The following is a 15240-nucleotide window of genomic DNA, read 5'->3' on the forward strand; positions in this document are numbered from 1 at the left end:
CGCCATTTGTATTGGCAGGCACACCGCCTTCGCGAGCAAGCCCGCTCCCACAGGGTTTTGTGCAGGTGTTACTTATCGCGAATCGAGAAATTCGCCATGTGTTCCAGGCCCTTGATCAGCGCCGAGTGGTCCCAGTTGCTGCCGCCGATGGCCGCGCAGGTGCTGAACACTTGCTGGGTGTTGGCGGTGTTCGGCAGGTTGATGCCCAGTTCGCGCGCGCCGGCCAGAGCCAGGTTCAGGTCCTTCTGGTGCAGGCTGATGCGGAAGCCTGGATCGAAGGTGCCTTTGATCATGCGTTCGCCGTGCACTTCGAGGATCTTCGAGGAGGCGAAGCCACCCATCAGTGCTTCGCGCACCTTGGCCGGATCGGCACCGTTTTTCGAAGCAAACAGCAGGGCTTCGGCCACGGCCTGAATGTTCAGCGCCACGATGATCTGGTTCGCCACTTTGGCGGTTTGACCGTCGCCGTTGCCGCCGACCAGGGTGATGTTCTTGCCCATCGCCTGGAACAGCGGCAGAACGCGTTCGAAGGCATCGGCCTCACCGCCGACCATGATGCTCAGGGTCGCAGCCTTGGCGCCGACTTCACCGCCGGACACTGGCGCGTCGAGGTACTGAGCACCTTTTTCGTTGATTTTGGCGGCGAAGGCTTTGGTAGCCGTCGGCGAGATCGAGCTCATGTCGATCACGACTTTGCCTTTGCCAACACCGGCCGCAACGCCGTCGGCGCGGAACAGCACGTCATCGACCTGCGGGGTATCCGGCACCATGACGATGATGAATTCAGCCTCTTGCGCGACTTCTTTCGGGTTCGCCAGGGCGACGGCGCCACCGGCAATCAGGTCAGCAGGCGCAGCGTCGTGGTGCGCCGACAGGAACAGGCTGTGACCGGCTTTCTGCAGGTTCAACGCCATTGGGTGGCCCATGATGCCGGTGCCGATAAATCCGATTTTAGCCATGAGAAAATCCTCTTGTTTTTGTGTTGCTCAAGCAAATGGGTGCATAGCTTTTTGTAGGAGTGAGCCTGCTCGCGATAGCGGTAGGCCAGACAACGTCAACGTTGAATGTGCTGGCCTCATCGCGAGCAGGCTCACTCCCACAGGGATCTGCGTCAGATTGCGTTATGGGTTTTGAGCCAGCCCAAACCCGCTTCAGTGGTGGTCAGCGGCTTGTATTCGCAACCAACCCAACCCTGATAACCGATGCGGTCCAGGTGTTCGAACAGGAAGCGGTAGTTGATCTCACCGGTGCCTGGTTCGTTGCGCCCAGGGTTATCGGCCAACTGGATGTGGTTGATCTCGCCCAGGTGCGCAGCCATGGTGCGGGCCAGGTCGCCCTCCATGATTTGCATGTGGTAGATGTCGTATTGCAGGAACAGGTTGGCGCTGCCGACCTGTTCGCGAATCGACAGGGCTTGCGCGGTGTTGTTCAGGTAGAAACCCGGGATGTCGCGGGTGTTGATCGCTTCCATCACCAGTTTGATGCCCGCCGCTTGCAGCTTGTCGGCCGCGTACTTGAGGTTGCTGACGAAGGTTTTTTCCACGGTGGCATCGTCGACGCCTTGTGGACGAATACCGGCCAGGCAGTTGACTTGGGTATTGCCCAATACTTTCGCGTAGGCAATCGCCAGGTCGACACCGGCGCGGAACTCTTCAACCCGGTCCGGCAGGCACGCGATACCGCGTTCGCCCTTGGCCCAGTCACCGGCCGGCAGGTTGAACAGCACCTGGGTCAAGCCATTGGCATCGAGCTTGGCTTTGATCTCGGCGGAGCTGAAGTCGTAAGGGAACAGGTATTCGACACCACTGAAGCCGGCCTTGGCGGCAGCTTCAAAACGGGCAAGAAAATCCTGCTCGGTGAACAGCATGGACAGGTTGGCTGCGAAACGCGGCATGGTGGTCTCCCGTATATGTGTGGGGGCGCCCTGTGGGAGCGGGCTTGCTCGCGAAAGCGGTGTGTCAGGCGACATCAATGTTGACTGTGCCGACGCCTTCGCGAGCAAGCCCGCTCCCACAGGGGGAACGATCATCAATCGAGCAACGAAATCGCAGTCGGCGCATCGTTGCCGACCAGCGCCAGGTCTTCGAATTCGTTGACGGCGTTGATCTCGGTGCCCATGGAAATGTTGGTCACACGCTCCAGAATAATCTCGACGATCACCGGCACCTTGAACTCTTCGATCAGCTCCTGAGCCCGGCGCAGGGCAGGCTGGATCTGGCTCGGTTCGAATACACGCAGCGCCTTGCAGCCCAGGCCTTCGGCGACCGCGACATGGTCGACACCGTAACCGTTGAGTTCCGGAGCGTTCAGGTTGTCGAAGGACAGCTGTACGCAGTAGTCCATGTCGAAACCGCGCTGAGCCTGACGAATCAGCCCCAGGTACGAGTTGTTCACCACCACGTGGATGTACGGCAGCTTGAACTGCGCGCCCACCGCCAACTCTTCGATCATGAACTGGAAGTCATAGTCGCCCGACAGCGCCACGACCTTGCGCGTCGGATCAGCCTTGACCACGCCGAGTGCGGCTGGAATGGTCCAACCCAGCGGGCCGGCCTGGCCGCAGTTGATCCAGTGACGCGGTTTGTAGACGTGCAGGAACTGCGCGCCGGCAATCTGCGACAGACCGATGGTGCTGACGTAGCACGTGTCCTTGCCGAACACCTGGTTCATCTCTTCGTAAACGCGCTGCGGCTTGACCGGTACGTTGTCGAAGTGAGTCTTGCGCTGCAGGCTGGACTTGCGCTGCTGGCAGTCTTGCAGCCAGGCACTGCGCTTTTTCAGCTTGCCGGCGGCTTGCCATTCGCGAGCGACTTCAATGAACACGGTCAGCGCGGCAGCGGCGTCGGAAACGATGCCCAGGTCCGGGGTAAACACGCGGCCGATCTGGGTCGGTTCGATGTCAACGTGAATGAACTTGCGGCCTTCGGTGTAAACGTCGATCGAACCGGTGTGACGGTTGGCCCAGCGGTTACCGACACCCAGCACCAGGTCGGATTTGAGCATCGTCGCGTTGCCGTAGCGGTGCGAGGTTTGCAGACCGACCATGCCGACCATCAACGGGTGATCGTCTGGAATGGTGCCCCAGCCCATCAGGGTCGGGACCACCGGAATACCGGTCAACTCGGCGAACTCCACCAGCAACTCGCTGGCGTCGGCATTGATGATGCCACCACCGGCCACCAGCAACGGACGCTCGGCCTGATCGAGCATGGCCAGGGCCTTCTCGATTTGCACGCGGTTAGCGGTTGGCTTGGCCAGCGGCAGTGGTTCATAGGCGTCGATGTCGAATTCGATTTCAGCCATCTGCACGTCGAACGGCAGATCGATCAGCACCGGGCCTGGACGGCCGGAACGCATTTCGTAAAAGGCTTTCTGGAACGCGTAAGGCACCTGACCCGGTTCCATGACGGTGGTTGCCCACTTGGTCACTGGTTTGACGATCGAGGTGATGTCGACAGCCTGGAAGTCTTCCTTGTGCATACGGGCGCGGGGCGCCTGGCCGGTAATGCAAAGAATCGGGATCGAGTCGGCCGAGGCGCTGTAGAGCCCGGTGACCATGTCGGTACCGGCAGGGCCGGACGTGCCGATGCACACGCCGATGTTGCCTGCCTTGGTGCGGGTGTAGCCCTCGGCCATGTGCGAGGCGCCTTCAACGTGGCGAGCGAGGACGTGATCGATGCCACCGACCTTCTGCAAGGCGGAGTACAGCGGGTTGATCGCGGCGCCCGGGATGCCAAAAGCGGTATCAACCCCTTCACGGCGCATCACCAGAACGGCGGCTTCGATTGCTCTCATTTTGCTCATGGTTTTGGTGCCTCTTACGTTTTGTAATTGTATACAAGTGGCTTTGCGCAGAGTGTATTCACGGCGGACGGCGCAGGTCAATCCATTTTCTCAAGCGGCCGTTTCATTCGTCGGAAGCCCAATCTACTGTGGCTTTTCGTCGCATGTGGCGTTTTTCGACAATTATTGTATACAAAAAAATAACCCATTGTGTTCTATTTGTTGCATCGGACTTCTGAACAAAACGCAGTCCAGCAGCTTTCCCTATAACAAAATGAGGACGGCACCATGAGCGCTTTAACCTTGAAAGTCGCAGTCAACCTGGCCAATCAGGCTATCTCCGCAGGGCGTGCAATCTCGGCGGCTCCTTTGACCATTGCAGTACTGGATGCGGGTGGACACCTGGTCACCCTGCAGCGTGAAGACGGCGCCAGCCTGCTGCGGCCGCAGATCGCCATCGGCAAAGCCTGGGGCGCCATCGCCCTGGGCAAAGGCTCACGCCTGCTGGCGCTGGACGCACAACAACGACCGGCGTTTATCGCCGCTTTGAACAGTCTGGGGCAGGGCAGCGTCGTCCCGGCACCGGGTGGGGTGTTGATTCGGGATCAGGATGGGAACGTGCTGGGGGCTGTTGGTATCAGCGGTGATCTTTCTGATGTTGATGAGCAATGTGCGATCAACGCAATCGAGGCGCTGGGGTTGCGGGCGGATGCGGGGGTGACTGCTTGATTATGTGTTGATTGATCTAACGCCTTCGCGAGCAAGCCCGCTCCCACAATGGTTCGGTGGAAGACATAAAATGTCTGAACACCGCTCACCCACTGTGGGAGCGGGCTTGCTCGCGAAAGCGATCCTTCAGACACATCCAGCTAAAAGTCCGCCCCTCAGTTCCCGGTTCGCTGATCTAGCCTTTTCATGAATTCATCCATGAGAGAGGCAAAGGAATGCCTGAGCTGTCAGCTTCACACCGCTTGCGCATCGGTCGCTATGCCGAGCAAAACCGCATTTATCTTCTGACTGCCAACACCCTCAAGCGAGAGCCTGTTTTCAGGGATTACACCTTGGGCAGGATGGTCGTTCACCAATTCAAACAAGCACAGGATCACGGGTTTGCCGAGACCTTGGCTTTTGTGGTCATGCCCGATCACTTTCACTGGCTGATTCAGTTGCAAAAAGGGTCATTGGGTCAATTGATGTGTCAGGCCAAATCGTTGAGTACTCGAACTATCAATGCCGGCACGGGTAGAACAGGCAGCCTTTGGCAGCAGAGTTTTCATGATCATGCTTTGCGGCGAGATGAGGATTTGGTGAAGCTCGCCCGATATGTTGTCGCCAACCCATTGCGGGCGGGACTGGTTGGGAAACTTGGCGACTATCCGCTGTGGGATGCGATCTGGGTTTGAGGCGATATCGAGTCGCCTTCTTCGCGAGCAAGCCCGCTCCCACACTCGATCTCCAACACACCGAAGATCCCTTGTGGGAGTGGGCTTGCTCGCGAAAGGCGCACCACGGTTTAACGGTCCGGCTCACACCCTTTCAACACCAACCGGATAATCGTCTGCGCCGCCGCTTCATAGTCGGCTTCATCGAGCTTGGCCTTTCCGGTCACCGCAGAAATCTGCCAGTCGAAGTCGGCATAGGTCTGGGTCGCGGCCCAGATGCTGAACATCAGGTGGTTGGGGTCGATCGGGGCGATCTGGCTGCGGTCGATCCAGGTCTGGATGCAGTCGATGTTGTGCTTGGCCTGGCCGTTGAGCCGTTCAACCAGATCAGCGCTCAGGTGCGGCGCGCCGTGCATGATTTCGCTGGCGAACACCTTGGAGGCGAAGGGCAGGTCGCGGGAGATACGGATTTTCGAGCGAATGTAGCCGCTCAGCACTTCACTGGGCACGCCGTCGGCGTTGAACGGTGTCGAGGCCTGCAGAATTGGCTCGATGATGCTTTCCAGGACCTCGCGGTAGAGGTTTTCCTTGGATTTGAAGTAGTAGTAGACGTTGGGCTTGGGCAATCCCGCCTTGGCTGCGATGTCACTGGTTTTGGTCGCAGCGAAGCCCTTGTCGGCAAATTCTTCACTGGCGGCACGCAGGATCAGTTGTTTGTTGCGCTCGCGGATAGTGCTCATAAACCAGGTGGTTCCTTGCCTGCTCTGGCGGTTGCGCATGGTAGCACCGGCCTCGCGCGGCGCTCAAGAATGCCCCGCGGCACGTTAGGCCGCGCTATGCTGCGCGGCATTCATTATTCGAAGGAAGCCTGATTCATGGCAGGAAGCAGTTTGCTGTTGCTGATCGACGACATTGCCGCGGTACTCGACGACGTGGCATTGATGACCAAAATGGCCGCCAAGAAGACCGCCGGCGTGCTCGGTGACGATCTGGCGCTCAACGCCCAGCAGGTTTCCGGCGTGCGTGCCGAGCGGGAAATCCCGGTGGTATGGGCGGTGGCCAAGGGCTCGTTTCTCAACAAGCTGATCCTGGTGCCCTCGGCGTTGGCCATTAGCGCGTTCATTCCGTGGCTGGTCACGCCGCTATTGATGGTCGGTGGCGCCTATCTGTGTTTCGAAGGTTTCGAGAAGCTGGCCCACAAATTCCTGCACAGCAAGGCTGAAGATCAAGCCGAACATGCTGAGCTGGTCGAGGCCGTAGCCAATCCGGCGGTCGATCTGGTGGTGTTCGAGCAGGACAAGATCAAAGGCGCCATCCGCACCGACTTCATTCTGTCGGCCGAAATCATCGCCATCACTCTAGGTACCGTGGCTGATGCTTCGCTGACCCAGCAAGTCATCGTGCTTTCGGGCATTGCCATCGTCATGACCATCGGCGTGTATGGTTTGGTGGCCGGCATCGTCAAGCTCGACGACCTCGGTTTGTGGCTGACCCAGAAGCCTGGGCAGATGGCCAAAAGTATCGGCGCCGGGATTCTGCGTGCGGCGCCGTACATGATGAAAAGCCTGTCGGTGATCGGCACGGCGGCGATGTTCCTGGTGGGTGGCGGGATTCTCACCCACGGCGTGCCGGTGGTTCATCACTGGATTGAGAGCGTCAGCGCAGGGGCGGGCGGTGCCGGGTTTATCGTGCCGACGTTGCTGAATGCGGTGGCGGGGATTGTCGCGGGTGCGGTGGTGTTGGCCGGCGTCATGGTTGTCAGCAAGCTCTGGCGCTCAATTAAAGGCTGAAGCTGTCCAACTGTGGGAGCGAGCCTGCTCGCGATAGCGGTGAGTCAGTCAGTAAAGATTTTGACTGTGCTGACCTCATCGCGAGCAGGCTCGCACAGGGGATTTGTGGTGCGGCGAGTATGTAAAAAGGCCATTCGATTCGCATCGAATGGCCTTTTTTGTTGCCGATGAATTACTCGGCAATCTGCAACTTGCGTGACTCGGTGTAGACGTAGCGCACTTTCTCGTACTCGAATGGCGAGTTCAGCTGGCCATAGCGGAAGCTGTTCTGGTGGCGCTTGTCGATGCCACGCAGGACCCAGATTTCCGGGTGGTTTTCGCTGACATCGGAGACGTTCAGGAAGTTGATCGCCGACTCTGCGGTGAAATCGACCGCCAGGCCCCCGGTGTCGCGGATGTTCGAAGGGCCGAGGATCGGCAACACGAAGTAAGCGCCGCCCGGCACGCCGTAGAAGCCCAGCGTCTGGCCGAAGTCTTCGCTCTGGCGCGGCAGACCCATGGCGGTGGCCGGGTCCCACAGGCCGGCGATGCCCACGGTGGTGTTGAGCAGCAGGCGTGCGGTGGTTTCCATCGAACGCTGCCCCTTGAACTGCAGCAAGCTGTTCAACAGGTTCGGCACATCACCGAGGTTATTGAAGAAGTTGCTGACACCGGTGCGCAGGAAACTTGGCGTGATGTAGCGATAGCCATTGACCACCGGCAGGAACACCCATTGGTCGAAACGGTAATTGAAGTGGTAGACGCGGCGGTTCCACTCTTCCAGCGGGTCGTAGACGGCCAGCGCGCTAAGCGTCGAGCGTTCGAACTCGCGCTGATCCAGCCCCGGGTTGAATTTGAGTTTGCTCAGCGGCTCCTTGAAGCCGTCACTGTCAATCACAACCGGTGCGTTGGCTTTGCTGTTGTCGGCATTGGCGACGCCTGCGCAGAGTAGCGCTGCGATAAGCAGGAGGTATTTAGCCACGGAAGAACTCCAGCATGGCGTCGCTGTTGACGCGGTAATTAAGGTTGCCGCAATGGCCGCCCAGTGGATAAACGGTTAAACGATCGCCAAAAGTCTTGCGCAGGAAGCCAAGGTCGCCAGGGCCGAGAATCACGTCGTCGGCGTTGTGCATGACGGCGATTTTCGGGCTGTCGTGCAGGTAATCCTTGAGCGCGTACAAACTGACCTGGTCGATCAGTTGCAGCAGGCTGCCGCCGTCGGTGCGGGCGCGCCACATCGGGATGACCTGTTCGGTGATGTAACAGTCGAAATCGCACTGCAGCGCGCGTTTGAGGAACGGCGTGAGGGTGGTGCCTTCGGTGATCGGGTATTTCGGGGGAGTGATCAGACCGCGGCGGTTGATCAGGTCCGAGGTGAAGGCAATGTCGGCTGCCGAGAAGCGGAACGAAGTGCCGATCAGCATGGCCATCTGTTCGTTGCTCAGGTGCTGTTTGGACTGCTGGAAGTCGTAGAGCAGGGCATCGTTGAGGTCGATGTAGCCTTTCTGCTGGAAGTAGCGAGTCAGTTTGTTCAGCACCAGCTCATAGAACGTTGTGCTGTTGTTGATGCCCTTGACCTCGGTCTGGACCAGCTTGTCGAGGTTGGTGATCGAGGTGTAGAGGTTGACCGGCGGGTTGAGCAGCAAGACTTTCTTGAAGTTGAAGCTGCGGCGGGTTTCATCCAGGTGCGCGACGAACGCCGCATCCAGCGCGCCCAGGCTGTAGCCGGTCAGGTAGTAATCGGTAACGTCCACATGCGGGTTTTGTGCCCGCACGGCCTGCATCACCCGGTACATGTCCTCGGCGTCTTCCTTGGTGATGCCGGGTGTGGCAAAGCGTGAGGCGGCGCTCATGAAGTCGAAGCTGGTGGGCGACGACAGTTGCACCACGTGGTAGCCGGCCTTGTAGTAGAGCTTCTTCAGGTATTCGTTAAGGCTGCTGTCATAGCGCGCGCCGGTGCCGGCGATCAGGAAAATCAGCGGAGCGGCTTTATCCTGGGTGGCGATGCGGTAGGTGAGTTTCTTCACTGGCCAGAAGTTGTCCGGCAAATCGAATTCACGCTCCGGGCGTAACCTGACGCTGCGGGTTTCCTGATTGATGTCATCGTCCAGCGGCAAGTCCGGACGCAGGTCCGGCGGTGTCGTCGCGATGGTCGCCTCGAACGGGTTGGTCAAGGGGTAGCCATAACTGGCGGCGTCGATGTCCGCCGCCAGTGCGGACGCACTCAAAATAAGGCCGCCAAACAGGGCGGCGAAGCGCAAGGAACGGAGCATGACTAGATCCCTTAGAGAAAGGTGCCAAATGAAGTTCGCAGGCTATGACCACGGGGTTTGCGCCAAAGTGCCATGGGTCGGCACCAATCAGGGCTAATTTCGGAGTAATAGTAGCTGGACGATACACTTTGCAGCGATTTGGTGGCCAATTATCTGTCACATGCGTTTGCTTAGCGCTGGCGGGAGATTAAGCTGGCCGCCGTTTTCGTTTATTGGAGTGCTTCATGTCCCGCCGTCTGCCTGTGATTCTGCTGCTCGTTCTCCTGCCGTTATGGCTGGCCGCCAGTTATGGCGCGCGTTATGGCTTTATGGAGGATGCTCAATGGGTCGGCATCTGCGTGGACGAAGCGAGCCGCTGGGAATGCCAGGTTCGTTCGAGCCTGGGCTTGATGATTCACTTCAATGTCTTGGGCTTCGCGGCATTGGCGGCGGCCGTTATCGGGTTTGTGCTGCCGGGCCAGGCCGGGTGGTGGTTGGCGGTGCTGGCGTTGGTGTTCGGGTTTCCGGCGTTGGCGTTGTACAACACGACGTTGGCTGTTTTTGCGGTGGTGATTGCTGGATTGCGTCTGGTCCGGGCTTCCCGCAGCGTCTGATGGTCAGTCTTCGCGAGCAAGCCCGCTCCCACAGGGTTCTTCAGCGAACACAGAATTTGTGTACGACAAAGATCCCTGTGGGAGCGGGCTTGCTCGCGAAGAGGCCGGCAGCCGCAATGAAGATCAGCTTTTACGAACCCGCAAACTGCGCCACAACGCTGCAACCATCAACACACTCGCCAGCGCCCAACCCCAGGCCTGCTGATTCTGCAAGCCTTCACGATAAAGCTGCGGCGCAATGCCGGCACCGATGATGAAGGTCAGCAGGGCAATCTCCCGGCGCGGCACACTCACCGGGCGGCACAGATAGACCAGCGCCGGCAGGATGAACGCGACACTCGGGAAACTGCGATAACGCGGGTCGAACACCAGCTCCAGCATCGTCACCGCAGCGGCAAACCCGGCCGCCGCCAGCAACCAGCCCGCCCGACGTTCCAATGCATTGAACGCGCGTCCGCGCCAGCCGGTGCGAGCGCTCAGGGTCAGTGCCGCATGGGCCAGCACCAACACATTCAGCGCTGTCAGCAAAGCGACCCACAACCACTCACTGGTAAACCGCGTAGTGACACGGGCCAGGTCGCCCCAGGCGCCAATCGAGCAAGCGGCCAGCGCACCGAGCAGCGGTAGAACCAGCGCTGCGCGAGTGCTGCGGACACGGCCGCCGAGGATTAACGTGCCAAGGAAAATCAAACCACCCACCACCAGCCACTGCGTCCAGTAAGGCACGTTCGACACAGGACCGGCGAGCACGCCCTTATCCTGGCGATCGGCATCGAACAGCCCCCAGTAACCACCGACCGCACCTTCGCTGGCGCGTTTCCACGGCTGGTCGAAGGCTTCGATCAGGTTGTAATGCCAGCCTTGCTGCTCCGCCATGATGACAAAAGCGCGAATGAACTTGGCCTCATTGACCCTGCTCGGCAGGGCGGTTTCACGCTGACGGCCTTCGCTGGGCCAGCCGGTTTCGCCAATCATCACGTCCTTGGGTGCGAACTTGTTGCCGAACACCTGACGTACCTCGGCCACATGCTGCAGGGCGGCGTCGATATTCGACGGGTCATCTTCCCAATACGGCAACAAATGGATGGTCAGGTAATCCACCGCAGGGGCGATTTCCGGGTGCTTGAGCCAGAACTCCCAGACGTCGGCGTAAGTGACAGGTTGTTTGACCTGGCTTTTTACCTTGTTAATAAGCTTGGCCAGTTGCGCGCCAGTGACTTCCTTGCGCAGCAAGGTCTCGTTGCCGACGATAACCGCGGTCACCACGTCGGCGTTGGCATTCGCCGAGGCGATCAGCAGGTCGACTTCCTTGGCGGTGTCAACCGGGTTGCTGTTGACCCAGGCGCCGATCATCAGTTTCAGCCCGTGCTTGCGCGCGAGGTCGGGCAGGGCCTCGAGGCCGGTCATGGAATAGGTGCGGATGCATTCGAAGCTTTTGGCCAGCAGCGCTAGGTCGGCGTCCATGCGCTCGGGGCGCAGCTTGAACGGCTGATCGAACGGCGATTGGTCCTTGTCGAACGGGGTGTAGGAGGCGCATTGCAGCTTGTGCGTCGCGCTGGCCACATCCGGCAACACCACCGGTTTACCGAGGCCGTACCAGAAGCCACCCAGGGCAAAAAGCCCCAGCAGGCAGGCGAATAGATAAGCAAAAAAAGGAAAGCGGGATGTCGCGGGCATGGTCAGGCCGTCTGGGAGCAAAGCCGCGCATGTTACCTTCATTTGCCGCGTGCTTGGTGGCCTGCATACTTTTGACATGCAAAGTTTGGGCGGATTGGCGGGCAGACTTCCGGTGGTCTAAATTAATGGCGTTCTGATGTCGTTTCTCGATGCCTTGAGGTCGCTGGCAGAGAAGGTCGCCATTGTCTTGAGGTTGATTATCGAGACGTCAGTACTCCGCTGATGTTCGGATGAGTTTGCGGTGGGCGTGATGGGGGCGCTGTGCACCATAACAATACGTTGACGCGACTCGGCATCCGTCGAGCGCAGCACTTTCGGGGAAGTAACGATGAAGATGCGACGACTCTTGGGCGCAGGTGCCGCTTTGGTGCTGGCGATCAGTTCTACTGTGGCCAGCGCTGAAGGCAAGGCAGTGACTATCGGTTATGTTGACGGCTGGTCGGACAGTGTCGCCACGACCAACGTGGCCGCTGAAGTGATCAGGCAGAAACTCGGTTATGACGTGAAACTGCAAGCGGTCGCCACCGGGATCATGTGGCAGGGTGTGGCCACAGGCAAACTCGATGCCATGATGTCTGCGTGGCTGCCTGTGACTCATGGTGAATACTGGACCAAGAACAAGGATCAAGTCGTCGATTACGGTCCGAACTTCAAGGACGCAAGAATTGGCCTGATCGTGCCCGAGTACGTCAAAGCTAAAAGTATTGCCGATCTGAAAACCGACGACAGCTTCAAAGGTCGCATCGTCGGCATCGACGCCGGTTCGGGCGTGATGCTCAAGACCGAACAGGCCATCAAGGACTACGATCTGACCGGCTATCAACTCAAGGCCAGTTCCGGCGCCGGCATGATTGCCGAACTGACCCGTGCCGAGAAGAAGAACGAATCCATTGCTGTCACCGGTTGGGTGCCGCACTGGATGTTCGCCAAGTGGAAACTGCGCTTCCTGGACGACCCGAAAGGCGTTTATGGCGCGGCTGAAACTGTAAACAACATCGGCAGTAAAGAACTGGCTACCAAGGCTCCGGAAGTTGCCAAGTTCATGAAGAACTTCCAGTGGGCGTCGAAAGACGAAATCGGCGAAGTCATGTTGGCCATTCAGGATGGTGCCAAGCCTGAAGCCGCCGCGAAGGATTGGGTCGCCAAACACCCGGAACGCGTTGCAGATTGGACTAAATGATTTGAGCTGACGCGTCTGGTCAGCACTTCTCAAGGCCGCTTGGCATAACCGCCAAGCGGCCTTTTGTTTTTCCATGTGGGAGCGGGCTTGCTCGCGAAGGCGGTGTCACATTCAACATTATCGTTGACTGAGGCACCGCCTTCGCGAGCAAGCCCGCTCCCACATTGTTTTGTGTCTGCCGGAAAATGGCGATTCTGTCATGTCGTTCTAATACTAAGGTCGTCTGGAACCAGTTCCGTAGCCGCATAGAGTGGATAACGTTCCAACTTCATCTGTGCTGCGAGGATAAAAACAATGAACGACAGCATTTACCTCTCGATTCAAAACAGCCCACGCTTCAAGGAGCTGGTTAGTAAGCGAGAAAGGTTCGCCTGGATTCTTTCGGCGATCATGCTTGGGCTTTACTCCGGATTCATCCTTTTGATTGCTTACGGGCCGCATATTCTGGGGGCGAAAATCAGCCCCGAGTCTTCGATTACCTGGGGGATACCCATTGGTGTCGGGTTGATTCTCTCGGCCTTTATCCTGACTGCAATCTACGTACGACGCGCCAACGGCGAATTCGACGACCTGAACAATGCGATTCTCAAGGAGGCTCAGCAATGATCCGGCGTCTAATGGCTCTATTGAGCATCGCAGCCTTTGCACCTGGCGCCTGGGCAGGTGAAGCCCTGACCGGCGAAGTGCAAAAACAACCGCTCAACGTTTCCGCGATCCTGATGTTCGTCGCGTTCGTTGGTCTGACCCTGTGCATCACCTACTGGGCTTCCAAACGCAACAACTCGGCGGCTGACTACTATGCGGCGGGTGGCAAGATCACCGGCTTACAGAACGGTCTGGCAATCGCCGGCGACTACATGTCGGCGGCGTCCTTCCTGGGTATTTCCGCCCTGGTGTTCACTTCTGGCTACGACGGCCTGATCTACTCGATCGGGTTCCTGGTGGGCTGGCCGATCATTCTGTTTCTGATCGCCGAGCGCCTGCGTAACCTGGGTAAATACACCTTTGCCGACGTGGCGTCCTACCGCCTTGGGCAAACCCAGATCCGCACGCTGTCCGCTTGCGGTTCGCTGGTGGTGGTGGCGTTCTACCTGATCGCGCAAATGGTCGGTGCCGGCAAGCTGATCCAGCTGCTGTTCGGTCTCGACTACTACGTTGCGGTGATCCTGGTCGGTATCCTGATGTGCATGTACGTGTTGTTCGGCGGCATGCTGGCGACCACTTGGGTGCAGATCATCAAGGCCGTGTTGCTGCTGTCCGGTGCTTCGTTCATGGCGCTGATGGTCATGAAGCACGTCAACTTCGACTTCAGCTTGCTGTTCTCCGAGGCGATCAAGGTTCACCCTAAAGGTGAAGCGATCATGAGCCCGGGCGGCCTGGTGAAAGATCCGGTCTCGGCATTCTCGCTTGGCCTGGCACTGATGTTCGGTACCGCTGGCCTGCCGCACATTCTGATGCGCTTCTTCACCGTGAGTGATGCGAAAGAAGCTCGCAAGAGCGTACTGTATGCAACCGGCTTCATCGGCTACTTCTATATTCTGACGTTCATCATCGGCTTCGGCGCGATCTTGCTGGTCAGCACTAACCCTGCCTTTAAAGATGCGGCTGGCGCGCTGTTGGGCGGCAACAACATGGCGGCGGTGCACCTGGCTAACGCGGTGGGTGGCAGTATCTTCCTGGGCTTCATCTCGGCAGTCGCGTTCGCAACCATTCTGGCTGTGGTGGCTGGTTTGACCCTGGCCGGTGCTACGGCGGTGTCTCACGACCTTTATGCCAGCGTGATCAAGAAGGGCAAGGCCAACGACAAGGATGAGATTCGCGTTTCGAAAATCACCACCGTCTGCCTGGGTGTGTTGGCAATCGGCTTGGGCATTCTGTTCGAAAGCCAGAACATTGCATTCATGGTGGGCCTGGCGTTCTCCATCGCAGCGAGCTGTAACTTCCCGGTGCTGCTGCTTTCCATGTACTGGAAGAAGTTGACCACGCGTGGTGCGATGATCGGCGGTTGGTTGGGTCTGATCAGTGCCGTTGGTTTGATGGTCCTTGGGCCAACCATTTGGGTGCAGATCCTGCATCACGAGAAGGCTATCTTCCCGTATGAGTACCCAGCACTGTTCTCCATGGCCATTGCGTTTGTCGGGATCTGGTTCTTCTCGATCACTGACAAGTCGACGGCCGGTGTTAATGAGCGTGCGTTGTTCTTCCCGCAGTTTGTTCGTTCGCAGACGGGGTTGGGGGCGAGTGGGGCGGTTGCTCACTAAGGCTTCAGACTTGGCTATATAAGCTGCGTTAAACAGAAATGCCCCGGTCGAGAGATTGGGGCATTTTTTATTGGGCGGTTATCGGACCCTGTGGGAGCGGGCTTGCTCGCGAAGGCTGTTTCGCGGCTGGTCGAGATTTTTGATGGTGTACATATCCGTTTCTGCGGTAACGGCTGATTATGGTTTCGCTTTTACAGCCAGCCCTTTCAAGGTCTTCGTTTAAACTCTCCCAAAATTCCAGTCAGGGTGACGAAAACGATGTGGGCAGAAGTTCTAGCGCGGTTTGAGCAAAAGACGCCGGCCAGTGTCATGACCAAGTTGA

At 58.4% G+C, this 15240-nt stretch carries 14 protein-coding genes; 7 read left to right on the forward strand and 7 right to left on the reverse strand.

Going from position 1 to position 15240, the window contains the following annotated elements; genetic code table 11:
• Nucleotides 1–68: 68 nt before the first annotated feature.
• The 3 genes from KW848_RS08120 to gcl all read right to left on the reverse strand — a co-directional run bounded on the left by KW848_RS08120 (nucleotide 69) and on the right by gcl (nucleotide 3804).
• Nucleotides 69–959 (reverse strand): 2-hydroxy-3-oxopropionate reductase, encoded by an 891-nt coding sequence (locus KW848_RS08120; RefSeq protein ID WP_074874627.1) that lies wholly within the window; start codon nucleotides 957–959, stop codon nucleotides 69–71.
• 152 nt (nucleotides 960–1111) lie between these two features.
• Complete coding sequence (gene hyi / locus KW848_RS08125; protein ID WP_192406858.1) at nucleotides 1112–1894, reverse strand: hydroxypyruvate isomerase; 783 nt, start codon at nucleotides 1892–1894, stop codon at nucleotides 1112–1114.
• 134 nt (nucleotides 1895–2028) lie between these two features.
• On the reverse strand, nucleotides 2029–3804 hold the full coding sequence (gene gcl / locus KW848_RS08130; protein ID WP_218536517.1) for a glyoxylate carboligase: 1776 nt from the start codon (nucleotides 3802–3804) through the stop codon (nucleotides 2029–2031).
• Between the two features lie 267 nt (nucleotides 3805–4071).
• Here gcl and KW848_RS08135 point away from each other — a divergent pair, with 267 nt between their 5' ends.
• Together KW848_RS08135 and KW848_RS08140 are read left to right on the forward strand one after the other, a co-directional pair.
• Nucleotides 4072–4512, forward strand: a complete 441-nt coding sequence (locus KW848_RS08135) for a heme-binding protein (RefSeq protein WP_008145573.1) — start codon at nucleotides 4072–4074, stop codon at nucleotides 4510–4512.
• 215 nt (nucleotides 4513–4727) lie between these two features.
• Nucleotides 4728–5186 (forward strand): transposase, encoded by a 459-nt coding sequence (locus tag KW848_RS08140; protein ID WP_111451917.1) that lies wholly within the window; start codon nucleotides 4728–4730, stop codon nucleotides 5184–5186.
• Between the two features lie 110 nt (nucleotides 5187–5296).
• Here the strand turns inward: KW848_RS08140 and KW848_RS08145 are convergent, their stop codons facing one another.
• Nucleotides 5297–5905, reverse strand: a complete 609-nt coding sequence (locus KW848_RS08145) for a TetR/AcrR family transcriptional regulator (protein ID WP_111451918.1) — start codon at nucleotides 5903–5905, stop codon at nucleotides 5297–5299.
• Between the two features lie 135 nt (nucleotides 5906–6040).
• Here KW848_RS08145 and KW848_RS08150 point away from each other — a divergent pair, with 135 nt between their 5' ends.
• Nucleotides 6041–6955, forward strand: a complete 915-nt coding sequence (locus KW848_RS08150; RefSeq protein ID WP_218536518.1) for a DUF808 domain-containing protein — start codon at nucleotides 6041–6043, stop codon at nucleotides 6953–6955.
• A gap of 172 nt (nucleotides 6956–7127) precedes the next feature.
• Here the strand turns inward: KW848_RS08150 and KW848_RS08155 are convergent, their stop codons facing one another.
• Nucleotides 7128–7916 carry a VacJ family lipoprotein gene (locus tag KW848_RS08155; protein ID WP_218536519.1) on the reverse strand — a complete coding sequence of 263 codons (789 nt, stop codon included), beginning with the start codon at nucleotides 7914–7916 and terminating at the stop codon, nucleotides 7128–7130.
• Nucleotides 7909–9207 (reverse strand): hypothetical protein, encoded by a 1299-nt coding sequence (locus tag KW848_RS08160; RefSeq protein WP_008145579.1) that lies wholly within the window; start codon nucleotides 9205–9207, stop codon nucleotides 7909–7911. Before KW848_RS08160 ends, KW848_RS08155 begins: the two co-directional genes overlap by 8 nt.
• Before the next feature lie 224 nt (nucleotides 9208–9431).
• Between KW848_RS08160 and KW848_RS08165 the strand changes: the two genes are divergently transcribed.
• The gene (locus KW848_RS08165; RefSeq protein ID WP_218536520.1) at nucleotides 9432–9800 is read left to right on the forward strand and encodes a hypothetical protein; all 369 of its coding nucleotides are present in this window, start codon (nucleotides 9432–9434) and stop codon (nucleotides 9798–9800) included.
• Between the two features lie 123 nt (nucleotides 9801–9923).
• On the opposite strand, the gene KW848_RS08170 is transcribed toward KW848_RS08165, so the two are convergent.
• The gene (locus tag KW848_RS08170; RefSeq protein WP_218536521.1) at nucleotides 9924–11519 is read right to left on the reverse strand and encodes a beta (1-6) glucans synthase; all 1596 of its coding nucleotides are present in this window, start codon (nucleotides 11517–11519) and stop codon (nucleotides 9924–9926) included.
• A 286-nt stretch (nucleotides 11520–11805) separates the two neighbouring features.
• Between KW848_RS08170 and KW848_RS08175 the strand changes: the two genes are divergently transcribed.
• The 3 genes from KW848_RS08175 (at nucleotide 11806) to KW848_RS08185 (ending at nucleotide 14918) form a co-directional block, all read left to right on the forward strand.
• A complete protein-coding gene (locus tag KW848_RS08175; RefSeq protein ID WP_111451923.1) occupies nucleotides 11806–12657 on the forward strand; it encodes a glycine betaine ABC transporter substrate-binding protein in 852 nt (283 codons plus the stop codon).
• 294 nt (nucleotides 12658–12951) lie between these two features.
• Entirely contained in the window at nucleotides 12952–13263 is a 312-nt protein-coding gene (locus KW848_RS08180; protein WP_017337238.1) for a DUF485 domain-containing protein, read from the forward strand.
• The gene (locus KW848_RS08185) at nucleotides 13260–14918 is read left to right on the forward strand and encodes a cation acetate symporter (RefSeq protein WP_192406867.1); all 1659 of its coding nucleotides are present in this window, start codon (nucleotides 13260–13262) and stop codon (nucleotides 14916–14918) included. Before KW848_RS08180 ends, KW848_RS08185 begins: the two co-directional genes overlap by 4 nt.
• Nucleotides 14919–15240 lie beyond the last annotated feature (322 nt).

It is taken from the genome of Pseudomonas sp. PDM25 (genome assembly GCF_019219045.1).
In the GTDB taxonomy this organism is placed as follows: Bacteria; Pseudomonadota; Gammaproteobacteria; order Pseudomonadales; family Pseudomonadaceae; genus Aquipseudomonas.

Bases quoted from the DNA above. Each gene is read 5' to 3' on its own strand.
- KW848_RS08120 (WP_074874627.1), bottom strand. From the start codon at position 959: ATGGCTAAAATCGGATTTATCGGCACCGGCATCATGGGCCACCCAATG.
- hyi (WP_192406858.1), bottom strand. From the start codon at position 1,894: ATGCCGCGTTTCGCAGCCAACCTGTCCATGCTGTTCACCGAGCAGGAT.
- gcl (WP_218536517.1), bottom strand. From the start codon at position 3,804: ATGAGCAAAATGAGAGCAATCGAAGCCGCCGTTCTGGTGATGCGCCGT.
- KW848_RS08135 (WP_008145573.1), top strand. From the start codon at position 4,072: ATGAGCGCTTTAACCTTGAAAGTCGCAGTCAACCTGGCCAATCAGGCT.
- KW848_RS08140 (WP_111451917.1), top strand. From the start codon at position 4,728: ATGCCTGAGCTGTCAGCTTCACACCGCTTGCGCATCGGTCGCTATGCC.
- KW848_RS08145 (WP_111451918.1), bottom strand. From the start codon at position 5,905: ATGAGCACTATCCGCGAGCGCAACAAACAACTGATCCTGCGTGCCGCC.
- KW848_RS08150 (WP_218536518.1), top strand. From the start codon at position 6,041: ATGGCAGGAAGCAGTTTGCTGTTGCTGATCGACGACATTGCCGCGGTA.
- KW848_RS08160 (WP_008145579.1), bottom strand. From the start codon at position 9,207: ATGCTCCGTTCCTTGCGCTTCGCCGCCCTGTTTGGCGGCCTTATTTTG.
- KW848_RS08165 (WP_218536520.1), top strand. From the start codon at position 9,432: ATGTCCCGCCGTCTGCCTGTGATTCTGCTGCTCGTTCTCCTGCCGTTA.
- KW848_RS08170 (WP_218536521.1), bottom strand. From the start codon at position 11,519: ATGAAGGTAACATGCGCGGCTTTGCTCCCAGACGGCCTGACCATGCCC.
- KW848_RS08175 (WP_111451923.1), top strand. From the start codon at position 11,806: ATGAAGATGCGACGACTCTTGGGCGCAGGTGCCGCTTTGGTGCTGGCG.
- KW848_RS08180 (WP_017337238.1), top strand. From the start codon at position 12,952: ATGAACGACAGCATTTACCTCTCGATTCAAAACAGCCCACGCTTCAAG.
- KW848_RS08185 (WP_192406867.1), top strand. From the start codon at position 13,260: ATGATCCGGCGTCTAATGGCTCTATTGAGCATCGCAGCCTTTGCACCT.